The sequence below is a fragment of the Streptococcus sp. 3613 genome (assembly GCF_013277375.1).
In the GTDB taxonomy this organism is placed as follows: Bacteria; Bacillota; Bacilli; order Lactobacillales; family Streptococcaceae; genus Streptococcus; species Streptococcus pseudopneumoniae.
On the sequence record NZ_VMMV01000080.1, the window covers coordinates 12,016 to 36,901 of the forward strand.

Annotated in this window: 19 protein-coding genes; all 19 read left to right on the forward strand. The window is 36.9% G+C overall.

Annotated elements, in window-relative coordinates; translation table 11 throughout:
• Positions 1 to 121 precede the first annotated feature (121 nt).
• Positions 122 to 4,036: an SspB-related isopeptide-forming adhesin gene (locus tag HT708_RS09245; RefSeq protein WP_172926292.1), complete on the forward strand. Its 3,915-nt coding sequence runs from the start codon at positions 122 to 124 to the stop codon at positions 4,034 to 4,036.
• Between the two features lie 11 nt (positions 4,037 to 4,047).
• The gene (locus HT708_RS09250) at positions 4,048 to 6,537 is read left to right on the forward strand and encodes a G5 domain-containing protein (RefSeq protein WP_172926293.1); all 2,490 of its coding nucleotides are present in this window, start codon (positions 4,048 to 4,050) and stop codon (positions 6,535 to 6,537) included.
• A gap of 87 nt (positions 6,538 to 6,624) precedes the next feature.
• The gene (locus HT708_RS09255; protein ID WP_050971563.1) at positions 6,625 to 7,044 is read left to right on the forward strand and encodes a hypothetical protein; all 420 of its coding nucleotides are present in this window, start codon (positions 6,625 to 6,627) and stop codon (positions 7,042 to 7,044) included.
• An 80-nt stretch (positions 7,045 to 7,124) separates the two neighbouring features.
• The gene (locus HT708_RS09260; protein WP_172926294.1) at positions 7,125 to 7,352 is read left to right on the forward strand and encodes a hypothetical protein; all 228 of its coding nucleotides are present in this window, start codon (positions 7,125 to 7,127) and stop codon (positions 7,350 to 7,352) included.
• A gap of 9 nt (positions 7,353 to 7,361) precedes the next feature.
• Positions 7,362 to 8,111 carry a conjugal transfer protein TrbL gene (locus HT708_RS09265; RefSeq protein ID WP_138703158.1) on the forward strand — a complete coding sequence of 250 codons (750 nt, stop codon included), beginning with the start codon at positions 7,362 to 7,364 and terminating at the stop codon, positions 8,109 to 8,111.
• A 56-nt stretch (positions 8,112 to 8,167) separates the two neighbouring features.
• Positions 8,168 to 8,542 (forward strand): hypothetical protein, encoded by a 375-nt coding sequence (locus HT708_RS09270; protein ID WP_033680424.1) that lies wholly within the window; start codon positions 8,168 to 8,170, stop codon positions 8,540 to 8,542.
• On the forward strand, positions 8,484 to 10,847 hold the full coding sequence (locus tag HT708_RS09275) for a DUF87 domain-containing protein (protein WP_172926295.1): 2,364 nt from the start codon (positions 8,484 to 8,486) through the stop codon (positions 10,845 to 10,847). The genes HT708_RS09270 and HT708_RS09275 overlap by 59 nt, the downstream gene beginning before the upstream one ends.
• Positions 10,848 to 10,857: 10 nt before the next feature.
• Positions 10,858 to 13,605, forward strand: a complete 2,748-nt coding sequence (locus HT708_RS09280) for a phage tail tip lysozyme (RefSeq protein WP_172926296.1) — start codon at positions 10,858 to 10,860, stop codon at positions 13,603 to 13,605.
• Positions 13,606 to 13,617: 12 nt separating this feature from the next.
• Complete coding sequence (locus HT708_RS09285) at positions 13,618 to 14,298, forward strand: hypothetical protein (protein ID WP_050223049.1); 681 nt, start codon at positions 13,618 to 13,620, stop codon at positions 14,296 to 14,298.
• A gap of 10 nt (positions 14,299 to 14,308) precedes the next feature.
• Entirely contained in the window at positions 14,309 to 14,548 is a 240-nt protein-coding gene (locus HT708_RS09290; protein WP_172926297.1) for a hypothetical protein, read from the forward strand.
• Positions 14,541 to 15,428 (forward strand): hypothetical protein, encoded by an 888-nt coding sequence (locus HT708_RS09295; RefSeq protein ID WP_050223048.1) that lies wholly within the window; start codon positions 14,541 to 14,543, stop codon positions 15,426 to 15,428. Before HT708_RS09290 ends, HT708_RS09295 begins: the two co-directional genes overlap by 8 nt.
• Position 15,429: 1 nt before the next feature.
• The gene (locus HT708_RS09300; RefSeq protein ID WP_079253007.1) at positions 15,430 to 15,978 is read left to right on the forward strand and encodes a DUF3801 domain-containing protein; all 549 of its coding nucleotides are present in this window, start codon (positions 15,430 to 15,432) and stop codon (positions 15,976 to 15,978) included.
• Positions 15,975 to 17,810: a type IV secretory system conjugative DNA transfer family protein gene (locus tag HT708_RS09305; RefSeq protein ID WP_138703163.1), complete on the forward strand. Its 1,836-nt coding sequence runs from the start codon at positions 15,975 to 15,977 to the stop codon at positions 17,808 to 17,810. The genes HT708_RS09300 and HT708_RS09305 overlap by 4 nt, the downstream gene beginning before the upstream one ends.
• 17 nt (positions 17,811 to 17,827) lie before the next feature.
• Complete coding sequence (locus HT708_RS09310) at positions 17,828 to 18,073, forward strand: hypothetical protein (RefSeq protein ID WP_172926298.1); 246 nt, start codon at positions 17,828 to 17,830, stop codon at positions 18,071 to 18,073.
• A 77-nt stretch (positions 18,074 to 18,150) separates the two neighbouring features.
• Positions 18,151 to 18,558, forward strand: coding sequence for a hypothetical protein (locus tag HT708_RS09315; RefSeq protein ID WP_138703165.1), 408 nt, complete (start codon positions 18,151 to 18,153; stop codon positions 18,556 to 18,558).
• Positions 18,559 to 18,573: 15 nt separating this feature from the next.
• Positions 18,574 to 19,047: a hypothetical protein gene (locus tag HT708_RS09320; RefSeq protein WP_138703166.1), complete on the forward strand. Its 474-nt coding sequence runs from the start codon at positions 18,574 to 18,576 to the stop codon at positions 19,045 to 19,047.
• A 47-nt stretch (positions 19,048 to 19,094) separates the two neighbouring features.
• A complete protein-coding gene (locus HT708_RS09325) occupies positions 19,095 to 19,322 on the forward strand; it encodes a hypothetical protein (protein WP_138703167.1) in 228 nt (75 codons plus the stop codon).
• Complete coding sequence (locus tag HT708_RS09330; protein WP_172926299.1) at positions 19,319 to 20,668, forward strand: hypothetical protein; 1,350 nt, start codon at positions 19,319 to 19,321, stop codon at positions 20,666 to 20,668. The genes HT708_RS09325 and HT708_RS09330 overlap by 4 nt, the downstream gene beginning before the upstream one ends.
• 11 nt (positions 20,669 to 20,679) lie before the next feature.
• Positions 20,680 to 24,846 (forward strand): PBECR4 domain-containing protein, encoded by a 4,167-nt coding sequence (locus tag HT708_RS09335; protein WP_172926300.1) that lies wholly within the window; start codon positions 20,680 to 20,682, stop codon positions 24,844 to 24,846.
• The last annotated feature ends 40 nt before the right edge of the window (positions 24,847 to 24,886 follow it).

Sequence of the window (24,886 nt, forward strand, 5' to 3'; positions counted from 1 at the left end):
AAGTCAGTGAAAACTGGCTTTTTTCTTTTGGAAAGGAAAGAGATGATTTTATATTATAAGAGGCCTCGGGCGCCAACATTTGAGATTTTATATTGATTAATAGTTTAGATAAGGAGATAGAATGCACAAAGTAAGAGAAACAAAAACATATGGATCTATTCGGAAATCAAAAATTTATGGAACTTGTGGAGTGATACTAGGTTTAGCAGCTTTAAGTATGATAAGTCCAGTTATGGCAGATGAGCGAACTGAAAATAAGGCCACAAATGCGCCTTATGCCCAGACGAGTCCAAGTAGTATTTCTACTGAAAATCAAGGAAAGAGTGAAGAAAAAACAGGAACGTTAGAAGTTTCTATTTCTCATTCCAGTTTAGATGAAACTATTCGTAAGGCACAGGAAGCTGGATTGAAGGTGGAATTTGATTCTGTAGTAGATAAAGGAACTGCAAGTACAGCCTCTGAGTTGGAAAAAAAGCAAAAGGAAGTCGAAAGTGATTATCGTACACAAACAGATAGTATTGAGAAAGCTACTGAAAAATATCGTGAAGATCAAAGACAAAATCAAACGAGCCGAAAGAAAATCCAAGATGAAAATACTGCGAAGAAGGAACAATATCAAAAGGATTTAGCTTCTTATCAGGCTGAAGTGAATCGAATTAATCAGAAGAATGCTGCTATTCGTGCAGAGAATGAAAAAAATCAACGAGAGAATCAGGCAGAAACAGATCGTATTAATCAAGAGAATGCAGAAATCCGAAAACGAAATGAAGCCAAGAGAGTAACTTATGAAAGCTCTTTGACAGACTATACAAAGAAGCTAGCAGCTATTAAAGCTGAACGAGAGGCAATTCAAACAAGCAAGCCTTTATTTGGATCTGAAACAGGTTTCAAAGTTTATGGAGGATATAATTCAGCTGGTCGGGGAAGTTTAGACTATTATAATGATTTTACAGTAGTACCAGATGATAATCTACCAGTAGAGAGTATGCGTGGTTTTTTAGGTTATCATGCAGATACCTATGTAACAGGAGGCACAGGAACTCGAGTTAGTAAGGACAGTACGGGAACTTACGATGTAATTAAATCTCCAACATTTGGAGATACATTTTATATTCATAATATTGGGACGTTGACAGATGGTAGAAAGATTATGGCAAAAGTCATGGTTTCGGATTTAGGAGACTATCAGGGAGAAGTTCGAAATGGTGTTCCTGTGACAGATCCAGATATTTATCTTAAGGGTGGAGATGGTGGTAGTCTTTATTTTGTTTATAATAATCATACACGTTTAGAGTTGATTTTTGATTTTTATCTTGAAGGTACGACAACTCCTGTTTCCCTCTTAATTGGAACAGTTATTACCGATGTAGATTGGGGTCAAGGTTCAAATTTGAGTTATGGCTCATCTGGTCGTGGAATGGTTCTTAATCCAAGTGGTTCAGGTTTGGATTTTGATGGTCGCGTTATGAAGGGAGTAGAAAATGGAGTTAATGATACCTCAGATATTCCTAAGGCTTCCTTTGCTTCAGTAGGGTATGGTTCTAGTTTAACGTACCTTCACACATCATCTCCTGGTTCGACAGAGGGAAGAACTCCCGCTGAATGGGATGCAGAGAATGCGAGTGGAAATGCTCAAAACGTTGTCTTCACAATTCTTGGGGAAGGGGCGGAGTTGAAAAGCATTCCACCAGTAAATCCACCTCGCAAACCAACTTATGAAGTTGAAACTACTCCACCCAATTCTCCAACTGGAAAACCTGAAGAGGTACTCCCACCCAAACCTGAGGAGATAAAGGAAAAAGAGATTCCTTCTTTAGTATCCCCTCCAACAGTAAGGGTTAGATATGCACGCTTACAGGCAATGCCTGGTCTAGAAAAGTTTGTAAAAAATTCTTCTGGTGAATCTATTGATAAAAGCTATGTGCCTAAGCTTTCAACGGTACAGTGGGAATTAACAACTAAGCCTCTTCCAGCTAATCGTGAAGCTATTACAGACTTTGAAATTGTGGATGCCTTGCCTTCAGGTTTTGTGTTAGATGTTGAAGCTTCAAAAAAAGTTAGCTCAGATTTTGAATTAACTTATGACGAATCGAGCCATGTTGTTTGGGTGAAAGGCTTAGAAAGTTTAAAATCTAAGCTTAATCAAGATTTAAGTAAGGAAGTACAAGTACCAGCTCCAATTTTAGTAGGAAAAGTTACAAATGATGGAGCGACCTACAAGAATAACTTCCAATTAAAGATTAACAATAAGTACGAAAGTTATTCAAACATTGTTCAGATTTCAACACCTGGGAAACCGAATGATCCGGACAATCCGAATAATAATTTCATTCAACCTCTTAAACATAATTACAATAAGGATAAAGTTATCATTGATGGTAAACCAGTTCTAGTTGGTTCGACAAATTACTACCATATTACCTTGGATTATGATCAATATAAGGGGATGAAGGCAGATCCATCTACTATTTTAAAAGGATTCGGAGCAATTGATGATTACCCAGAAGAGGCTGTTACGATTAATCAATCGGATATTCGTTATATTGACAGCGAAGGACAAGAAGTTGCTGGTATCTCAGTGTATCAGTATGATTCTATAGATGCCGTTGATAATGATAAGGTAAAAGCTTTTCTTGCTAGTTCTGAAATTAAGCCTAAGGGTGCTTTCCAAGTATTTTTAGTGGATGATCCAGAAGCCTATTTTAACCAGTATATTAAATCAGGAAAATCGGTTACAATTATTGATCCAATGCTAACTAAGGAAGAACTGCGAAATACAGGGAAATCATTTGAGAATACAGCTTATCAAGTTGATTTTGGTAACGGTTATCAAACAGATACAGTTGTAAATAATGTTCCTACTGCGAAACCAACCAAGAAGAATCTGAATAAAGCAGGCGTGAATATCGATGGGAAACAGGTCTTGGCAGGCTCTGTCAACTACTACACGGTAACGGCAGATTATAGTCAATACAAGGGTATTGAAGCAGATAAAGACAGTATTGGCAAAGGGTTCTATATCGTTGATGATTACCCAGAAGAAGCTGTTACCATCAATCAAGATGGTGTTCAAGTGACTGATTCTAAAGGTCAAGTAGTTAAAGGTTTGAAAATGGCTCTTTATGAAAGTCTGGATAAGGCACCAACAGGTGTCCAAGAAGCTATGAAGTCTAGGAATTTCACTCCGAAAGGAGCGATTCAAGTATTCGAGGCGGAGAATCCAGAGGAGTTCTACAAGACCTACGTGCAAGCTGGAGAAGTTCTGACTATTACCAATCCAATGACTGTTAAGAAAGAATTAGGTCAAACAGGTGGTAAGTATGAGAATACGGCTTACCAAATTGATTTTGGTATGGCTTATGTAACTGAAACTGTAGTCAATAATGTTCCGAAGATTGAACCAAAGAAAGATGTGGTGATTGACCATCTAAGTAAAGAAAGTTTAGATGGCAAAGATGTCAAGCTGAATCAAACATTTAATTATAAATTAGTTGGTTTCCTGATACCAAAGGATCGCTCGGAGCAGTTGTTTGAGTACCAGTTTAGCGATGATTATGATGAAACACATGATGAGTATCAAGGTGTTTATCAAGTGTTTGCGACTGTAGATTTTGAAACAAGTGATGGCCAAAAATTTAAAGCTGGTGATGAATTAACTAAGTTCACAAGTCAAGTAGTAGACAAGGCTAAAGGTAAAGTAGATATTAGCTTTGATGATGCTTTCTTGAAGTCGATTTTGGGAACATTAGAGTTTCAAGCAGAAGTATATCTACAAATGACACGTATTCAGTCAGGAACAGTAGAAAATACATATCGTCATACGGTTAATGGTGTGGAAGTTGTATCTAATACGGTTGTGACTCATACTCCAGAAGAAGTAAAACCAGAACAACCAAAGAAAGAAGAACCAAAAGAAGAAGTTTCAAAAGCGGAATTGCCTAATACTGGTATGAGTAGTTCCAACAATTTAGCTCTTCTTGGAATGGCTATGGGAACAATCGCTTTAGCTTTATCTATGCGAAAGAAAAAAGAATAGGTTAAAAATTTATGAAAAAATGGAAACAGCGTTGTAGTGTAATCTTAGGACTAGCAGTTCTAGGATTTGCGAATTTAGTTGAAGTTGTTACACCGTTTGTAGAACCTACAAGTGTTTATGCACAGGAGAATAGTAACGTAAATGGTAATACCCTAACTTTTACGGCTAAGTCTAGAGAAGAAATCATTCATACAACAGAGAAGAAAATAAAGCCTATGGATTTATTGGTGGTGTTAGATTTTTCAAGTTCTAATACAAATAATATCACTAAAATATTTTCAGATTTGAAATCGTTGGCCTCTACATTGACTGACAAAGATCAAATCTGGTTGTTTAGTTATTATATAAATTCATCAAACTCTTATACAGCTGACAGATATGAAATTACATCTGGTAAGCCGCTGAGTAAGACAGTTCTGATTCGTTTATTAGAAGAAGCATCTTCCATATCTTCGTTGAAAGATTTGTTAAAAAAGAATGGCTTTAATGTAAATGATGATAGTTTTGGAAAAGGTTTTTCGGAAATATATAATGAGTATACTGGAAAAAAGAACTCTTATGTTTCGACAATTCAGTTTACTGATGAATGGCAAGATGATGAAGAAATCGATGTTCAATATGCGAACTGGGCAAAAAATCATGCTAAAACATTTTATACAGTTACCTATAATGCCAATGAGGGTAGCCACTCTGTTGAAGCTATGAAGGCGGCAGGTCATAATAATATTTTTATATCTGATGCATCTACGAATGAATTAGAAAGACAAAAAGCCATTAATGCTCAGTTTGCTAAAACAGCTGTTGAGGAAATCAAAGAAGAGAAAGTTTCTGTGAAACAAAAAGGAACAGTCTCTATTAGCCCTGAAGCAGATTTGACATTAACATCAGCAGAGCTAATTTCTCCTAATGGTCAAAAAACTCCTCTAACTATTACTAATAATACCGTTTCTTGGTCAGGTGATTTGGATAATGGTTCTTATACTGTTAATTATACCTTTACTGGTACACCGTCTGTGGAACGTAGTATTCGCAGTTCTGTAACAGTAGATGGTAAAAAAGTCGATGAAAAAATCAATACTCTCAGACCTGAAAAAATTGCTTTTGAAACCAAATATGAAGAGGATCCATCACTGGCTGCTGGTCAAGAGAAAGAAAAGCAAGCTGGTAGTGAGGGTTCACAATTGGTTTCTCTAAAAGATGGTAAGGTTATTTCAACTACTATTACAAAACCTAAAGTTGATCGCATTGTTCTTAGAGGAACTAAAGGATCAGACGTTGAGGTGAAGACAGAAGACATTCCTTTTAACAAAACTTATACAGAGGATCCTGAGTTAGAAATTGGACAGACCAAAGTTGTAACTGAAGGTGCTGTAGGTCAAAAAGAAATAACAAAGACTTATGTTACTCAATCAGGTAAACGTGTAGGGGAGCCAGCTGTCACAGAGAAAATCCTTAAAAAAGCCGTTGATAAAGTAATTGCAAAAGGTACAAAGGGGCAAGATGTAGATGTTGCAGAGTCTGATATAGCTTTTAAGACGGTTTATACAGAGGATCCTGAGTTAGAGTTTGGACAAGAAAAAATTGTAACTGAAGGTGTTCTAGGAGTTAAAAGAACTACTAAAACCTATGTAACTCAAAAAGGAGTTCGAACGAAAGATGAACCATCTATAAAAGAGGAAGTTCTTAAAGAAGCTGTTGATAAAGTAGTAGCTAGAGGAAGCAAATCAGCTGTTGCGACTAAGGAACTAGATTATAAAACAACATATGTTGAGGATAAAGAGTCAGAAGCAGGTAAAAAGACAGTTGTTACAAAAGGTAGCAAAGGTCATGAAACAAGCACTGTTACTCATAGCTTTAATTCTGAAACAGGAGAAGTGACTGCAAATGAACCGAAGGTTGAAAAAACTGAATCTGTAGACGAAGTCATTTCTGTGGGGACAAAGCCTGTTGTCACAACTAAAGATTTAGATTACAAAACAAAATATGTTGAAGACAAAGAGTCAGAGGCAGGTAAGAAGACAGTTGTTACAAAAGGTAGCAAAGGTCATGAAACAAGCACTGTTACTTATAGCTTTAATTCTGAAACAGGAGAAGTGACCGCAAATGAACCAAAGGTTGAAAAAACTGAATCTGTAGACGAAGTCATTTCTGTGGGAACTAAGCCCAAAGTTGAAATTATGGAAACAGAATTTAAAACTGAAAAACGAGAAAATAAAGATTTAAAGAAAGGTGAAGAAAAAATTATTCAAGCTGGTGTTAAAGGTAGAGAAACAATTACGACAACTTATTATCTTGACCCAGATACAGGAGAGGTAAAAGAAAACAAACCGACTCTTGAAAAAGTAGATCCTGTAAATGAAATTATCGAAGTAGGCACCCAAGCTGAAAAAGTATTACCTAATACGGGAACTAGTTTATCCAATTTCTTGACTTTGACAGGAATGATTGGAATAGTATTAGGAAGCTCTGTAATAATCTATAGGAAATTAAATAAAAAGTAGTAAAATATAATGTAAAAACAATATAAAAATATTGTTAAGGTTGTCGATTTATGCTATAATAACGGTAAATCGTAGAGGAGTAGAGTTATGAAATTAGGGAGTGATTTTTCCTGGTTATGGGTAGCTATCATTAGGATTTTTACAGCTCCCTTTTATATCATTCTTTGGTGTATTAATGTTGTGAAATCCACTATTGGTATGTTTATTCTGTGGGTTATAGCTAAAATATGCATAACAATCGTATTGATTGGCGGAATGGCAATTATTCACCATCTATTCAATTTTCCAAGCGAAAACATAATTGATAGTATTTTTGGATGGTATACACCGCATATATTAGGAATGCCCCATAATTCACTTATTACTGCAGGTCAAGTAGTTGATGCACCAAAAGAAGGAGGGTTATTTTTCCCACATCCGAATATTGAAGTTCCAGTTATTATTGGTCTCAGTATTCTAGTAGCTACTGTTCGGACGATTTATCGTGAAGAATTTGATGAATTATAAAAATAGTATTGTGTTTGGCACTGTAGAAATCTCTGCAGTGCCTTTTGTTATAAAAAAAGAAATTAAAAGAGGTAAAATAAATGGAAATTCTTACAAAACTTTTTGCTGGTCTAGGCGGTGTTGGAACAATTACAGGTCTTGTTTGGATCTGGAATGGTTCATATGACTTTATCCAAGGAAGAAAGAATAATGATAAGCAAAGACGAGATGAGGGTTCTGATTCTATGACTCATGGTGCATTTCTGGCCCTATCTTCTGCGGGAATTTCAGCCGCAATTATTGCAGTACTAAATCTGATAAAATTTTAGGAGTAGCCTATGAATTTAGATATTAGAGAACTAACTAGTTCTCTTTCCAGTTACAGCTCTGCGACAAACCAAGCTGTAAATATGATGGCTGATGCAGTCAGACCTATTGGGTATATCCTTTTAGGTCTTTTTTTCTGGTTTGAAATGGCATCGTGGTCACAAATGGTCAAGTCCAGAGGGGGAGCGTTAACACAGAAGATTTGGTTAGAGGCTTTAATGAAATATTTATTTGCCTTAATCATGATCTCTGCCTCATCTCAAATTTGTGATGCCATTCTGGAATTACTTAATATTATTGTAAAGGTAATTGCACATGTAACACCTACTGTTAAAGCAACTATTGATTCTAATATTTCTGGTGGGAAAGGAATATTTGAAAAAACTATCATTACTTTAGTAGGGAAAGCTGTAAGTGGAGTAGCTAACATTATTTTAGGGATTATTGTTTTCTTACGTTACTTGGATTTATATATGCTTAAGGCCATAGCTCCATTGTTAGCAGCGTTCTTTATGATGGACTCGTTACGAACTGTCACGATTAACTTCCTGAAATACTTTGCGGCCTCTGCCCTTATTGGTGTCATCCTAATTATTGTTTCTGTTGTATACGATTCGATTGTGGCAACAGATATTCTAAAGGTTACGACTGGTTCCAGTGATTCTTGGGGGACGGCCTTTGCTTCAATTGCCAAAGGAGTAATCTATATCTTTGTAATGGTTGGATCTAGTCGAAAAGCCAAGCAACTTATAGGAGTTTAATCTATGTGTAGAAAAATTAGAATTAATCGATGTTATTTTGTATGAGAGGAAACTAATTGAAAAAAATTGGATCAGAATTTTTAAGAGAATTTGAAAACGAGGACAAGCCAATTCTATTTGGTCTAACTACTAGAATGCTTGTTCTATACGTGTGTTTGATAATAGCTGTCTCAGGGACAATTGCTATATACTTCTTTGGTCTACCTGATTGGTACATCTATCTTTGGGACGCTCTATTTGTCGTTCCTGGAGGAATGTACGGTACAGGCATGACCAAGCGAATGCGGATTAAAGAAAAAATCAATTTCTTTTTCCGAATCCAACAACGAACCTATGAGACAGAATTTGGAAAGGTAGGAATGTATACGAAAGATGAGTTTATTCAAAAGCAAAAGAGAAAAACTAGAAAACGCAGAAAAGAAAAGAATTGAGCGCTTGCGTCGTCAGATGAAACCTACGACGCAAAACACGATCAATTACACACATCTACATGAAGATGGATTGATGCACATTGCTCGTGAGAAATATTCTCGTAGCTTTATGTTGGGGGATGCTTCTTACTCGACAGCTCAACAAGATGAAAAAGAGAGTATCATCGATACAACGATGGACGCTCTAAATTCACTGGATGAGGGCAGTAACTACCAACTCCTAGTCATTAACCGTCGAGTATCGGATAACTCCTTGCAGAATATCTTGTTTGAAGAAACAAATGATGGCTACGATGACTATCGTGAAGAATTGAACGAGATGATCAAGGAGCGATTTACGACACATGCTAACAACTTCGAGGTACATAAGTATGTGACCATTTCAACTAACGCTGATGATCGAAAACAGGCGCAGTTGATCCTACAAGATATTGGAGTTTCCCTAGGGACTCAGTTCCAGGAATCTGATATTACTTTTAGGGATATGAATGGTTTGGATCGCCTAAAAGTCTTTTCTGAGCTACTACGAGGTAATCCATATGTCAATTTTGATTATAAAGAAATTGCTTTGACAGGTTTATCTACTAAATCATTTATTGCGCCAAACAGGATTGAATTTCAAGAAAAACGCATGATTATAGATGATAGTTGGGTCAAGGTACTTTATGCCCACCGCTATCCAAACTGGATGTCTGATCGTCTCATTCGGGATTTAACAACACTAGGATTTGAACTAGCTATTACTATCCATGCAGAACCTTATGAGAATGTTGAAATCTTAGAAAAGATTAACGATGCAGAAATGGATGCTGAAATTGGGAAACTTCGTTCTAAACGTAAGGCCGCTCAATCTGGTATCTTTGATGATGCGGTTGTGGCTGGTCGTGACCAAGAAATCTCAGAAGCTACCAAGAAGTGGCGAGACGAGATTACTGAGTATGATCAGAAAATCTTTTCTGGTTTGATTGCAGTGTATTTTAAGGCAGAGAGCCAAGAGGAACTACAACGTAACGAACAGAAGATTAAGCGTGCTGGCCGTAAATTAGGGGTAGAGTTTGAAGATCTTTATTATTATCAAGAAGAGGCTTTGAATACGATTTTACCTATCGGGGAGTGCTTCTTGAATGTGAAGAAGAATTTTATGAGAAAGATGACGACAGCTAATATTGCTACGCAAGTTCCTTTTACCAACGTGGACTTAAAGTCTGAAAGCTCACTCGCTCGCTACTATGGTCAAAATCAGTTATCAAACAATATCATTACACTAGATCGAAAACGTGATTTGAACACGGGTTCAGGAGTTGTGTTAGGTTCTTCAGGATCTGGTAAATCTACAACAATAAAGGGTGGAGAAGTTATTCCAACTTTACTGAAATATCCAGAAGACCGAGTTATCATCGTGGATCCCGAAGATGAATATTCTGATATTGGCCGTGCTTTCGGTGCTCAGATGGTGGATATTTCGATTGGTTCTAAAACACATATCAATCTTTTGGATCTACCAGATCTGGATCGTTTGGATGATGAGGATGACGATCCAATAGGGGATAAAGCAAACTTGTTGATGGGATTGTTTGAATCGATTCTGTCAGAGGTGACAGATGCACAGATTGGGATTATTGACCGAGTGACAGGTGTGACTTATGAACGCTATTTAACAGATCATTATACTCCAACTTTAAAAGAGTGGCACCAGGTCTTGAAAGAACAACCTGAACCCGAAGCACAAGACTTAGCTTTAGCGGTAGAAACCTATACAACTGGTTCTCAGGACATTTTTGCTCACAATACCAACGTGGATCTCAATCATCGCTTTGTTATCTTTAATCTGAAGAAGTTGTCTCATAAGTTGAAGCCGTTTGCTTTAATGGTTATTCAGGATTATATCTGGAATCAAATTGTAGAGAATCAAGGGAAATGTACTACATGGGTTTACTTTGATGAGATGCAGATTCTATTTAAAAATAAGGCTCAAGCAGACTTCTTTACTACGTTGTATTCACGGATTCGGAAATATGGTGCGATTCCAACAGGAATCACCCAGAACGTAGAAACGCTAGCTGCTGTTGAAGAAGGTCGGAAATTGCTCTCAAATAGTGAGTTTATGATTTTACTCAAACAAAAACCTCAAGATTTGGCTATCCTAAAAGAGATTGTCAATCTGACTGATAAACAGATTCGCTACTTAGCACGGCCAAAAGCTAAAGGTACTGGCTTAATCGTAGCTGGGCCAGTTGTGGTGCCATTTGAAAATCCAATACCAAAGAATACTAAGTTGTATAACTTAGTCGCAACAGACGCTTAGGAGTCTTACTATGGATCAGGAGAAAGGCAGACCAAAAACAATCGGTCATAGGTTAGATCGAAAGCTAGAAAAAGTTCGTAAGAATTACCGAACGGTTCAACAAGATAGCGCAAAACAACTTACGAAGTTACAATCTCAGACCAACTCTAAACGTCAGTTGGTAAAGAAGAGTCGAAGCCAATTTCGAGCTTCTAAGAACAAGCTCAAGAAAATACAAAAAGAGTATAAGAGAATCCAAAAAGAGTACAAGAATATCCAGAAACAAGGAAGAAATCTTGGAAAAGAAGGAAAGGCACTTCGTCCAGAGGAAATTAAAAAGCAGGTCTTCCTTAAGCAGGAATTAGATAAGGCGAAACTGGAGAAAAAAACTTCTAAAAGAACTTTTAAAGCCGCTCAAGAGGCTAATGGTGGTTCACGCAAGAAGAAGTTTCTTCGTGTGGCAAAACAATCTGTAGAACGAGTTGCTAATCAACAGGCTAGCTCTGTTGCGCAACAGGATGATACACTGTCAGATATAGCACGAACTAAATATCGGTATCAGGATATTCAGATTCAAGGGAAACGAATCAAAACGATTGGGAAGTATAGCGGTAAACTTGGCCAAGGAATGGTTAAATCGAGCTATAGCCTTGGAAATAGAGCCTACAATAAAGCTAAGGGTAGAGGTTTCACTCGAACTCCAAGAGAATTTTCTTGGGAAGGAAAACTCTCTCGTCGTATTCAGGATTATAAGAAACGCTTGGCTGCTTCTAAAACAGGGAAAGTGGCTAAGAAAGCGAGGAAGTTTTACCGTGTAGGTTCTAAACCGCTTCAAGCTATTATCAACAATCCATTTAGCTTAAAGGCTTATCTGATTGCTTTTGGTCTGCTTTTGTTTCTGGCTATACTTGGTATCGGTAGTTCAGGAATTACCCGTCAAGATGAATTTGATTTGAATGATACTTGGTTGTATCTTTCAAAATTAGATCGTGAAAAATCGAATGACAAGGTAGATTATTGGACAAAAATTGACGATCCGCTTTTGTACTTGAATTATAAGTATGATGATATTTCAGATAAGCTTCGTATAGACGGGAATAAGTATTTTTCACAACAGAATCGTGGAAAACTTTACTTAGATACCTTATGGAAGAATTTGAGTGGGGATAAAGACAATCTTAAAACGATGGAAGAGCTTTATACCAAAAATAATCTCTATAAGCTTGACAAGGACGAGTTAGAGGAGTATAAACAACTCTTAGAAATTGCTAGAGATAGTGGAAAATATATGTTGCTTCAAGAACTAGATAATCCATTTTATACAGAAGAACAACCTGAATCACAAGCACCTCTTCAGATTATTGAGCGTTTTGGATATAAATCGAAGACGGAAGTTTTTAATGGCTCTGTTTTGCAGGCTTCAGGAGGTCAGTCTCTGTTAGCTGTTTTAGATGGGAAAGTTGAAGTTAAGGGGAGTGACATAGAAATTAGTGATCAGGATTCTAAGTTTCTGTATAAGAATGTAGATACGATTCGCTATAAAACAGGTGATCATGTTAAATCTGGAGAGATCATCGGAAAGGTAGCACCTGAAGGGAATCAAACTGTTTATTATCAAAAGCTAGAACCTGATCGATCAAACAAGAAAGATAAAGATGGGAATATCAAGAAGAGCTGGACTTATGTCAATGTCGGTTTTTACTTCCAGCGTGTAGAATATACCCAAGCAACGTCTGTTGTCAGTAATATTGAAACATCTGGAGATAAAGGAAGACGTGCAAGAGCTTTTGCGGATACAATCAAAAAAAATATACCAGAAGCAATAGATGAAGGAATCGCAGCCGTTTTGGGAGGATTTGATATTGAGAGTTCCATTACCTTTAAACGCTATGAAACAGACTTTCTAACCAATAATCAGTTCGATAAAGTTGCTAAAGAACCAACTGCAGAAAATCTAGTTGGTAATTGGGGAGCCTTTCAAGCTATGTACCCTACCTTGCCTCTAAATGAAAGAGGTTATCTAGTCAACGGTTTGCACTATATCGGGATTGGGATTGGTCAATTTACTGGTCCTCGTGCTCTTGCATTGTGGAATTTTGCAAAATCTGTGGATGGAGATATTTGGTCTGCGGAAGTCCAAACAAAATTTCTTCTGGAGGAAGATGATCCAACTAGGCGTGCAGCATTCAGAAGAATTGTAACGTCTACTGGATCCGTAGAAGCTCTTGCGGAGGACTTCTTGAATGCTTGGTTAGGAGTTCCAGGAAACAAACTCTTAGAAAGGCAATCTGCAGCCCGTCAATGGCTAAATTTCTTAAAAAATAAAGGAGGAGGTTCAACAGGTGTTTCTAGCAAGCAAGTTCCAGCAGAATATAAAGATAAGCTACCTTATGGACTACCTACCGATCAAGCACTTTTAGAAGGACAAGGCTATTCAGGTAACGCTTATGCACTAGGGAATTGTACTTGGTATGTCTATAATCGCTTTGCTCAAATTGGAGTTGGCATTCATCCCTATCTAGGCAATGCCAATCAGTGGGTTGATAGTGGCCAAGCGCAAGGATATGACATTTCAACGACTCCTAAACCAGGTTCTGCAGCTGTATTCATGAATGGTGTAGCTGGGGCATCGCCAATCTATGGTCACGTTGCTTTTTGTGAGTACGTTAATAGCGATGGTAGTTTCTTGGTTTCAGAAATGAACTTTGGTGGTTTATATGTGTCGAGTTGGCGTACTTTGAAACCACAATCAGGTATCTATTTTGTTACCCCTAAATAAGAAAGGAAAAGAATGTATAATCAAAAATTAATCAAAATGGTAAAGGGATTCTTTATGGGATTCATTGCTGTTTTATGTATTGTATTGGGTTATTCTATTGCTCAAGTACAACAGAATTTGAGACAGACTAGTCAAAGACAGGAAGAGGTGAGGCAAGATAAAGAAGAGAAACAGCAGGAACAACTTTCTCTTTCTGAGCAACAGGTTGAAGATTTTTTGATTGCTTACTATACGAAGAAGGATTTAGAAGAGAATCGCCCACGTTATAAGCCTTTTATGACAGATTCCATGTATCAGGAAACTATTCAAGAAGAACAGAAACCAGTTAATCAGACCTATAAGGGGTATGTGGTTGACCAAGCTTTTGAATCAGGATCTATCTACATTGATAAACAACATAAAATTGCTTTAGCTCAGGTTCAATATACTAGTACCACCCTAACAGAGAAAGATAATAGGGCTTCTAAGGGGCTTACTGGTAGTACTAAGGCTACAATTCGGTTGACCTATGTAGAAAAATCAGGGAAACTATTGATCAATAAAATAGAGCCTATTGTATTGACTGAAGCGAGAGGACAAAGTATAGGAACCTATACAGATACTAGCAGTTCAAGCGCGACTCCAGTTTCCTCTACATCGACGGCAACACCTACATCTTCTGAACCAACAACCGCAACTAGTAGTAACCAATAAGGAGAATGGAATGAATAAAAAAATAGAACAACTTGAAGGTAAGCTTGAGAAAGTGAGGAAAGATAAGAAAAAAGCGCAACGACAAAAAGAAGAAGCAGATCAAAAAATCAAGAATTACATAAATCAAGAAAAAGATTTGGAAGCACAGCTTTTTGTTGCTCTATCAGAAGAAAGTGGCTTATCCTATCAGGAAATGAAGGAACTAATCCTTCCAGCAAAATCAAGTAACCAAGGAGTGAACCATGTATAAAATTATTAATCAATTGACTAATCAAGAGGAAACATTTGAGAACCGAGATGATTTGTTTTCAAAGTTAGAAATCATAAACGAGAGAATGAAGAGTAATAAAATAAATGGAATCTATCGACTTTATTCTCTCAATTCTGAAGGTGAAATCCTACAAGAAGAAAGTCTTGAAATACCTTTTGTTGGTATCATTGATCAGTTGTTGGAAAATTTTGGTATGAGTGCTGGAAAGAAAAAGAGAGGTTTTCTTCATTTTTTAGAAAAACATAAAGAAAAGAACTCTTCACTAGGCACACCAGGATCTCAACCCCAACCAGAACCAGCTCCTGAACTAGAAGATCTAACGGTAAAGAAAGAGGCGAATTTAGCTCGTCAAAGAATTGCTGAGCTAGTTTCTCAGAAGCCTCAAGATGAGGTTGGAGAGGAAGTACATTTGGAAGATAAAAATACCTATTCTTCCAGTGAATGGACTACAGAAGACTTCAGTAGATTGGATGAAAAAGAGGAAGAACTAGTAGAAGCTTCACAAGATATGCCCACACAAGAAGTAGTTTCTATTGTTGAAAAATCAACGCAGGAAGAGAAAAGCCCTCTTTCTGTTAAAGAAGATAAGGGTAATGTTGAGCCTTTCTTCTCCCTTTCTAATGTGACTTCAGTAAATTTACCTTCAGAGGTTATTGATAGCTTTGAGGCTCAGACGGTTACTTATAAGCAATCTATTAAACATAAAATTCAGTCTAACGAAGAGTTTATTAAGGAAGCAAACGAGGAAATTAATGAGTGCCAAAACAAAATCAATGAGTTGCGACAACAGATTCTTGCCAAAGAGAAACAAGCTAGTCAACTGAAGGATCTTTATTTTAAAATTGAAGAGGTGAGCTAAAATGGAACAAGAACAAGTGGTAGCCCAATTAGGACGGGCAACTCTTGTGACAGGAGAAATCATCTTAAAAGGACTCTTTCTGGTGAGCTCTAAGGCAGTTGAAATGTATCAAGCCAGAGGGGAAAATGTCCTCTTTACTGGTGAGACAGACTGGAATAAATTCATGGCAACGGCAGATGCGAAAGAAGTCCAGCAATTACTAAATAATGAAGTCAATCTCGAGGCAGTTCGAAAAGAACTTGGCCAATACGGGATTGGCTTTTCTTTTTATACACACCCTGATGGTAAGACAACTCTTGCTTTCAATGCAAAAGATAAAGGAGTTGTCGAACAAGCCTTTAAGGATGTCCTAGAAGGCATCACAAGAGATCCGAGAGGATTCAATGAGCGGAACCTTAAAAATGGGAAAACGACTTCTTTTGAGGAGAAATTGCAACATTTCAAAGCAGTGGAGCAAAAGAAAATTTCTTCCCTCCAGGTAAACATTCATACGAAGGAGTTTGTTATTCCAGAAAATATCGAACCACAGATTGGAGGAAAAATGAAGTGATTACAGAAAAGAAGAAACGGAGACTTAGACCGTATTTGTTGTTAGGAATTGGTCTATTCTACCTCTTTCATTGGTTCTTTAAACTATGGCTGTTGGCACCAGATACTGATTCAGTAACGGATGTATTTGGATTTGGAAAGCTTAACTGGATGAATGACCATCTAAACGATAAATCTTGGTTTGATTTTCAATTTACTCCAGCTTCTTTATTAATTGGTATGGGCGGATTTTTGATTGCTTTTCTGCTGTATTTGAGAGTATCGGATACAGGGATTTACCGTTATGGAGAAGAACATGGATCAGCTCGTTTTGCGACGAGAGAAGAGTTGATGAGATTCCGAGACGAAGAACCTGAAAAAAATATGATTTTTACCCAGAACAGTCAGATGGGACTATTTAATAACCGCTTGAGCTTTGAAAATCAGATTAATAAAAATATTCTGGTGTATGGAGGTACAGGGGATTCAAAGACACGTAGTGCTGTAAAACCGAATATATTACAAGCTAACTCTAGTTTTGTAACTACAGATACTAAAGGGATTTTGATTCATGAAACAGGGAAATCACTTGTAGAAAAAGGCTATAAGATGAAGATTTTTGATTTGATTACTTTCCTGAATTCAGATGGCTTCAACGTTTTTAGATATATTCATAATGAAATGGATATAGACCGAGTGGCAGAGGCAATTACAGAGTCTCTCAACAGAAATGGTCATGAAAGTGATCCTTTTTGGCCTGCAGCTAATAAACTACTCATGCGTTCTCTAATTGGCTATCTTTATTTTGATGGTCAGCTCGATCACTATCTACCTAATTTAGGGCAGGTTACAGATATGATTCGAGAATTGAGACGGAATCATCCAGAAGCGGAAAGTCCGGTTGAATTGATGTTTGAAGATCTGGAGAGAAGGAGACCAGGGAATTATGCCTGCAGGCAGTGGGAGCTATTTAATAAAAACTTTGATGGTCAGACACGAGCTTCTGTTTATGCCATTTTTGCAACAACTTTCTCAGTATTTGATCATGAGCAACTAAGAAAGATTATTGAAAAGGATACACTGGAGATTGAAAAATGGAATATTGAGAAAATAGCAGTTTTTATTCATATTCCAGAAGTGGATCCAGCTTATCAGTTCTTATCTGCCCTTCTTTTTAGTACCATTTTTGATGTGCTAATAAAAACTGCAGATGCAGTTATATTAGGTGAGCATCCAACAAAGATCAAGGAAGACTTATTGCATCTACAGGTGTGGGCAGATGAGTTTGGTCAGATTGGGAAGATTCCTAATTTACCACCAATTATCTCAGTTATTCGTTCTCGAGAGATTTCTATCAAGATGATGGTGCAATCTCAAAGTCAGATTGAAGTGTTATATGGTAAAGAAAATACGAAGACGATTATCAATAACTGTGGTGCTATTCTTTATTTAGGATCCAATGACTTAGACACGCTTAAGTACCTATCTGAGCGATCAGGGAAGCAAACTCTGAATGATCAGAATTATAGTGAGAGCAGAGGAAGAAATGCCAGCAGCTCTAAGCAGAACTCTAAAATTGGTCGAGAACTGTTGACACCGCACGAGGTGGCTACGATTGGAACAACAGAAGCCCTACTCTTCCTATCCAAACAAAATGTTTTTCGAGATCAAAAATTTAACCTGGACACGCATCCAAGAGCTTATCTCTTAAGTAATGGCCCGACCGATGAGAACTGGTATCGATACAAGCGCTATCTAAGCGATATTGATGAGTGGAAAGCCCAGGTTGGGGAAGAAAATGTTATTCATATTGGGATTAAGGAAGTTGAGGAAGTTCCTCTCAAAGTGAGTTAGGAAAGAAAGGAAATCTAATGGAATTTTATGACTCTTATTGCGTTTTAATTGCTATAAATTGGGATCAGTATGTGTGGCTGCATCAGGAAGGCGAAAAAATAACCTGGCATGAAAATTTTGCTCATGCAGGTTTTTTCCGTGATTTTAATACAGCTAAAAGGGTAGCGGAAACTCATTTATTAGAAACTTTTGGAGCCATAGGTTTCTATAAGATTGTTGGTTTTTCTACAGATGAACTTGGCTATATAGAAATTAAGAACTAGATAGCACAATGTGTTTTAGTATTTTGTGATATAATGAATGGAGAATAAGCGATGATTGAGAGGAGTGTAATAATCCTATGAAATCTACCATAAAAAATTATTATGAAATGTGGACGAAACGGCATGAACGTCGATACAGAGAAGCCTTGGGTTACTATAACCAGCAGTCTAAAGAGGCATTATTAGCAGAATTGACAGAGCTAGAGATAAAAAAGGAAAGGAGTTCTCGCAACTGGAAATTATTGGTAGGTCTTGTATTAACCATTATTTTTTCAGATGATTTAAAACGACTTTTAGCAATTTTATTTTCACCTTTAACAGGTGTACCTACCAATAAATTGCATGAAAGTGTGTTACTGAGCATCAGTATTGCACTATTTATAGTTTTGTTATTTTTGACTATTTTAATCTATAACTTTAGCTATTCGTTGCTACTGAGACGATATCTCATTTTAAAACGCTATATAGAAGAACATTATACTTGAATATAGGAGATAAATTTGTATAGAGATCGATTTTTTGAAGTATTAGAAAGCCCTTATACGCCTTATGTGGCAATAGAATTAATTTATGCAATAGTTGTCATTTGCTTTAATCTTAATCTGGGAAATTTAAATAAGCAACTAACACATCATTTTGATATTGATAAAATGATAAATCAGAAAGATGTGTCAATTGCATCTAATGTCATGTCATATGAAAATAATATTTCATGGCACTTTTTGTTTTTTGGAATCTTGTTAATTATCATTGGTTTTATAATACCTATATTATTTTCAATGATAAATAAGTCTAGTTATAAGAGAGAAGAAATAAAAAATGCCATTTGGTTTATTATTGCCATAGTCATAGTGGTTAATTTCTTTTTAATTATTTCAATATCAAGAGTTCTTTTGAGTCCAATCATTATAGCAACTTTAATAGTGTGTGCGTTAGGAGCAACATTGGGATCTCTTGCAATTTCTAATACCTAAAAGTACAAGGCAGCCGTAATGGCTGTTTTTTTGGTGAGGAGAATCAAATGAATTTAGAACAACTTAAGCAACGGCGAGATGAGCTGATTAAAGATAATGAGTTTATGGATAACTTAATTAAGGAGAAGGAAGAAGAGTTATGGGAAGTGAAAGTGAGAACAATTGCGGCTTCTGAGTTGGCTAGATCAGCATTGGAATCGGCTTTACGTTCCGCAGGTATCGTAGACACCTTTTACGGCCCAGATAACGGAAAGAAAGGAAACGAAATAGAATGAATATACTACCACAAAAACAATTTAAACGAATGAAGCGTGAAGTTGAGGAGGAAACTGCACGAGGGATTGGTTATTTTGAGGGGATTTTAGAACATATCCCTTCTTACCCCTTATCTGAAGCAGTAAAAGAGTTGGCTTTAGCTGGTTGGATTACACCTCATACAGATGTTATCGATGTCCAGAATATGATTGTTACTGAATCTATAAAATGGATGAACTACCAGGACTTCAAAGAAGTTGCTCCCTACTTGTTTTCCTACCCTCTAGAACAAAGAGAGAAAGATTTATTGGTTCAACCAGTGAAAATCTCCAGAGAGTATTTTGAAGAATTAAAGGCCAATGCAGAAGAATTATTTCACTTGAAACAAGACTTGCTTCAGGTTAATAATCAATTAGATGCTAAGATCCAGGAATTGGAGATGGATCAATTACCAAATGGCGATCAAGTTATTGGAGTGGATTTAAAAGCTGAGGAGGTATTGTTGCTACGAACTCCAGAAAATGCTCAGGTTGAGGAGTGGGAGGTTCGTAAAGATGGCTTGATTACTGATTATCGTTCCAATCTTTCAGAATATGCTCAAATTGTAGATACTTTACTTGAAATGGAGAATCCAGAGATTGATACGATTCTCTATGAAGAAGTAATCAACTATTCTAAGAAAACTTGGCCAGAATCAGAACCAATTCAACTTCCAGAAAATATCAAGGAACTATTGAATCAAGAGGGCAAGCTTGATCCCTCATATTATCAAATAGCCCAGTTTGAAACAGTAAAACAAGCCTATATCTATGGAATGATTTCACCTAGTTTTCAGGAACATTTCCCTCATTATTCAGATTTTGTTAGGAACTATGTAGAAGATAGAGAACAATATGAGTTTTTCAACTATCGTACAGAAGTCGTTTCATTAGCTCAGGAAATTCTAGTACCACGTTTAGGAGATATTAACCAGATTTTAGGAACGAATAATCAGGAGTTAATCGTTCAAGAAGTTATTGGTTATTCTCAGGGTGAAAGCTGGGAACTAGCTTATTTACGGGATACAAAGACGGAAGATAGAGAATCCGTTCGGTTTTATCTTGAAAGTGAGATTGGAGCTTGGTATAAGGGAAGTTTGACAGAGTTGGCTGTTATCCGCTTTGATGATATTGATTTAGAGAAAGGATTTAATGGCCATCAGGAAGCAGTCTATCATATCGATGAGAACTTGTTAGTTCAGGATAAGCTAAAACAAGCCCAACTCCATTTTCCTGATTTAAAACGCTTTGTAGAATCGGAAGAACTTGAGAAAGAACAGAGACAAGATATAGCAGCAGAAAAAGAAGAGCCAGAATTTTCATTGTAGGGGGACAACAGATGGTGTTAAGCAAAGAAGAAGCCAAAAGATTATCTATTATTTCTGTTGCAGAGCAACTAGGCATGGAGTTAAAGCGTACAGGTAGCTATAGCTATAACTGGGTAGAACATGATTCCTTTGTAATAGATGCAAAGAAAAATGAATTTTACTGGAACTCAAGAACTGAATTTGGAGATGTCATTCAGTTAGTTCAAACCATACGAGGTGTTTCTTACAAGGAGGCGATGCATTTTTTAGAAACTGGAGAATTTAAGGCAGTCGATGTAGAAGCTCAGACGGCCTCAAAAGAGCCTTTTAGCTATCACTTGGAAAGATATGAGCGTCAGGATTTCAGCGCCTCTAGACGCTATTTGAAGGCACAGAGAGGCCTTTCAGATGATACGATTAACTTTTTTATTAGCCAAGGCAGTATAGCGGAAGCAATCCGAAAAAAAGGAGACTATTTTGAGCCTGTGATCGTCTTTAAATATAAAGACAATACAGGCTTTTTAGCTGGAGCGAGTCTTCAGGGAATAGTAGAGAATCGAGAGCACTATCCTGAACGTGGGCGTTTAAAACAAATTATGAGAAATTCAGACGGACAACTAGGTTTCTCAATTGATATTGGAACTCCTAAACGTTTGGTATTTGCGGAAGCTCCAATCGATCTTATGAGCTACTATGAGCTCCATAAAGATAGGCTTCAGGATGTTCGCTTAGTAGCTATGGATGGAGTAAAAGATGGGATTATTAGTAGACGGTTTATGGAATTGTATGCAGAGATAAATGATAAATCCTATCAAATCAATCAGAATACAGGGAAAGCTCTAGAATTAGTAGCCAGAACAACAAACTATTTTAAAGATGGTCAGCATCAGGATATGATTACCTTAGCTGTAGATAATGATATGGCTGGACATAAATTTATAACTAGTCTTCAGGAAAAGGGGATCCCAGTACAGATTGCGATTCCACCTATCCTTCAGAGAGACCAGGAGAAGGAAGATTGGAATGATTTCCTGAAGGGAAGGAATAACACTCCTAAAGAGTTAGCACATGTTTATACGGTAGATGAAAAGTCTTGGTATTACCAGGGCTTTTTTGAGAAGGAACTAGCTCTTGCAAAAGCGCAAGAGCTAACTGCAGATGATGTAAAAGCCTTTGTCTCAGCTAGGCAGCTGACGAAGGAAGAAGTCCATCAGGAATATACAAGGATTGTCAATCAAGAAAAAGAAAGGAAACATACTATGTCGGAAGTACATGAAGCAGGGGCTGAGTATGAAGCGCAGGAACAAATTCAGAGCACAGAAAAAACTCCTGAGAGTACTCAGGAGCAAATGAATGATAGGGCCAGTGGTGGAGAGGGCTATTCACAGCCGGATGCTGTGGGCAGTGCCGAACCTGAAGCTGAACCATCAGCAACCTTTGAGCAAACTGTTACCAGTCACCCGACATCACCCTATCGTTACTTACAGTTTAGCACAAACTTTGAAGAAGTGCAACGAAGATATTCAAAATATCATCCAATTACGCAAGATGATTTAAAAAAAATGAATCAGTATGCAGGCTCTATTCAGAGGTCTTCTCAATGGTATTTAGAAGAGTTAGCAAATAGTAAAGTCTATTATTTTTACTCAAATAATGGAGAAGTAAATTTGTTAGATGTTAGTTTTAAACAAGAAAACTTTTTACACTTAACAGGAATCAGACCTATTGTGGAAGGGAAAAAAGCTTCAGATTTTGTAGTTGATTTTGCAGAAGGAAGAGGAAACTATAACCAAATAATGGTTAGTAATAGTCTAAAAGAAAAATTACAAGTCATTCCCATGTTGGAAGATATTCTTGATTCTAAATCGTTTGTATTGGATAACTTAGATGAGGTAAGAATAGCACAACGGCTTAATTTTTCAGAAGCTATTAAGAGTAAAGATGAAGACTTCCTACTTCTTTTCAAAGATATAGGAGAAGAACGTGTCCCTGCATCTCTTATGAAAATTAAGAAAGATTTAAAAGTTGATGTAGAGAAAACCGATGGAAAAGTTATTCTAGGTATCTTCCGTGAACGTAATGGCCACATTGAACAGCTATCAATCAATGAGGACTATATTAAAGATGGGGGCAAAGAATTGCAATCCATTATGGAAAATGGCTTGTTTGAGGCAATTCAACCAAATGAGATTGACAAAAATAACTACAATGTCCGCCTTCAATGGGCAGAAAAGCATGATGGTGGGCCAATTTTACCTTTTAGCGAAACAGAGTTGATTGATTATCAGTCTTTTGCAACAGAGCTATATAAGCAGAATAATATCTATTACGACAAACATCATGCGAGTGTAAGTGATCGAATGAACCAGGTAGAAGGTGCTTCCTATACACCTATTACAAAGGTTCAATTTGCTTTATACAGTCCTGACGGTGAACTAATTCAGGATAGCATCCGTTACAATATTGGTGAGGAGATTAATCCAATCGCTCATAAAGAAAGACTTGGTACACGAGAAATGAGAGAGCATCCAGAGCTGATGAAGGTAGATGGGACATTATTTAATCAGTATCATCTGGAGAGATTAGCGAGTGAACTAGATATTTCTCAGTTCAGTTACGCTTTGGAAGATACTCCTTATGCCAATCAACTTTTATCCCAAGTACCTTATGGAGTGTTAGAAAACAGCCCGATTGGTTTTTCGGATAGTAGTCATGATAGTCGTCTTGGTTTTATCTCTTTTGATGGAATGGATAGCGTTGAAGTTGAAAATTTATCTGCTTGGTTTGAGAAGTTGGGAGTTAGAGATTCGCCTCAAGAACAAGTAGCTCTTGTAGAAAAATGGCAAAAAGAAGTGAATGATTTATCAGAAAAAGTTGAACAAACTATTGCCAATGTTCGAGAAGAATTTGAAAAATTACAAGTCAAAGATTCGCAAGAGACACTAGATAATACATACGAAAAAATTTATCAGTATAACCGAAAAGATGAGAGGGATCGTGATTTGGATGGTGATGGTATTTCCAATTCTGATGAGATGTTGCAAGGAACAGATCCTTACAATGCTGCTTCTAACCTTCATAAAAAACAGGAAGAACGAGAAAGAAGGATAGATTCTGAAGCGGAAACTGGAGCGATTGTCACCGAAACAATTACTGCTAAAACTTCAGAACAAACCATTTCCCAGTTAGTCGCAAATAAAGATACAAAAGCTTTAGCTGAACACTTGAAAGAGGGAATGAAGAACTATTTAGATTCAGAACAGTTTAAATCGTTCTTGGATACGATGAGTAAGTTTCACAACTACTCACTTAACAATATTCATTTGCTGAAGATGCAAAATCCTAATGTTTCCCGTGTTGCAAGTTTTAATAAATGGAAAACGGATTTTGACAGAACAGTTAAAAAGGGTTCAAAAGCTCTGAAGATTTGGGTTCCTTACCAAGTGAAAACAAGCATTCCTGTTAATCAAAAAGAGTTGAGTTTTTCTCCGTCTGAGAATGAAACAGAAGAGAAGGCAGTCACTGTTACTCGATTTAAGTTAGGGAATGTCTTTGATGTATCTCAAACAGAAGGAAAAGAATTGCCAAAAGCAATTCATGAATTGACTGGAGACGTTAAAGATTATGAAGATTTGTACCGAGCAGCCAAAGCTGTTTCAATGGATAATCAGGTTTCGATCAGTTTTGAAGAAATTAAAAGAGAGAGCACAAATGGTTATTACTCTCCAGATGAAAATCGAATTGTTATTTCAAAAGGATTAAAGGGTCAAGAACAGATTTTAAAAACCATTTTTCATGAAATGGCTCATGCAGATTTACATAGAGGAAGCAATGCCCAATATGGGGACGACCAATATCGTAAGCAAGAATTACAAGCTGAAAGTGTCGCTTATGTCGTGGCTAATCATTTTGGTTTTGATACGAGTAGCTACAGTTTTGGATATTTAGCTATCTGGGCGAAGGATAAAAATGGTTTTGAAGATATGGTAGAACAACTGCAGGTTGTTCAGAAAGAAGCAAAAAGTTTGATTGATCGGATGGATGCTAAGTTAGAATTAGTGAAAAATAAAACTGTGACGAAAGATAAGTTTGCTGATAAACTCCAACAGGCAAAAGAAAAATCTGAGCAGTTGGGGAATCAAAAGGCGGAGGCTGTAAAGCAGGTGGAAGAAAAAAAGTCCCTGAGCAGCCCTCGATAATGGAGGCATTGGTCCGTAGGAAGAAAAACAAAAAAGGAGA

Excerpts from the sequence above, each read along its gene's own strand:
- HT708_RS09245 (WP_172926292.1), top strand. The coding sequence starts at position 122 with ATGCACAAAGTAAGAGAAACAAAAACATATGGATCTATTCGGAAATCA.
- HT708_RS09250 (WP_172926293.1), top strand. The coding sequence starts at position 4,048 with ATGAAAAAATGGAAACAGCGTTGTAGTGTAATCTTAGGACTAGCAGTT.
- HT708_RS09255 (WP_050971563.1), top strand. The coding sequence starts at position 6,625 with ATGAAATTAGGGAGTGATTTTTCCTGGTTATGGGTAGCTATCATTAGG.
- HT708_RS09260 (WP_172926294.1), top strand. The coding sequence starts at position 7,125 with ATGGAAATTCTTACAAAACTTTTTGCTGGTCTAGGCGGTGTTGGAACA.
- HT708_RS09265 (WP_138703158.1), top strand. The coding sequence starts at position 7,362 with ATGAATTTAGATATTAGAGAACTAACTAGTTCTCTTTCCAGTTACAGC.
- HT708_RS09275 (WP_172926295.1), top strand. The coding sequence starts at position 8,484 with ATGAGTTTATTCAAAAGCAAAAGAGAAAAACTAGAAAACGCAGAAAAG.
- HT708_RS09280 (WP_172926296.1), top strand. The coding sequence starts at position 10,858 with ATGGATCAGGAGAAAGGCAGACCAAAAACAATCGGTCATAGGTTAGAT.
- HT708_RS09285 (WP_050223049.1), top strand. The coding sequence starts at position 13,618 with ATGTATAATCAAAAATTAATCAAAATGGTAAAGGGATTCTTTATGGGA.
- HT708_RS09290 (WP_172926297.1), top strand. The coding sequence starts at position 14,309 with ATGAATAAAAAAATAGAACAACTTGAAGGTAAGCTTGAGAAAGTGAGG.
- HT708_RS09295 (WP_050223048.1), top strand. The coding sequence starts at position 14,541 with ATGTATAAAATTATTAATCAATTGACTAATCAAGAGGAAACATTTGAG.
- HT708_RS09300 (WP_079253007.1), top strand. The coding sequence starts at position 15,430 with ATGGAACAAGAACAAGTGGTAGCCCAATTAGGACGGGCAACTCTTGTG.
- HT708_RS09310 (WP_172926298.1), top strand. The coding sequence starts at position 17,828 with ATGGAATTTTATGACTCTTATTGCGTTTTAATTGCTATAAATTGGGAT.
- HT708_RS09315 (WP_138703165.1), top strand. The coding sequence starts at position 18,151 with ATGAAATCTACCATAAAAAATTATTATGAAATGTGGACGAAACGGCAT.
- HT708_RS09325 (WP_138703167.1), top strand. The coding sequence starts at position 19,095 with ATGAATTTAGAACAACTTAAGCAACGGCGAGATGAGCTGATTAAAGAT.
- HT708_RS09330 (WP_172926299.1), top strand. The coding sequence starts at position 19,319 with ATGAATATACTACCACAAAAACAATTTAAACGAATGAAGCGTGAAGTT.
- HT708_RS09335 (WP_172926300.1), top strand. The coding sequence starts at position 20,680 with ATGGTGTTAAGCAAAGAAGAAGCCAAAAGATTATCTATTATTTCTGTT.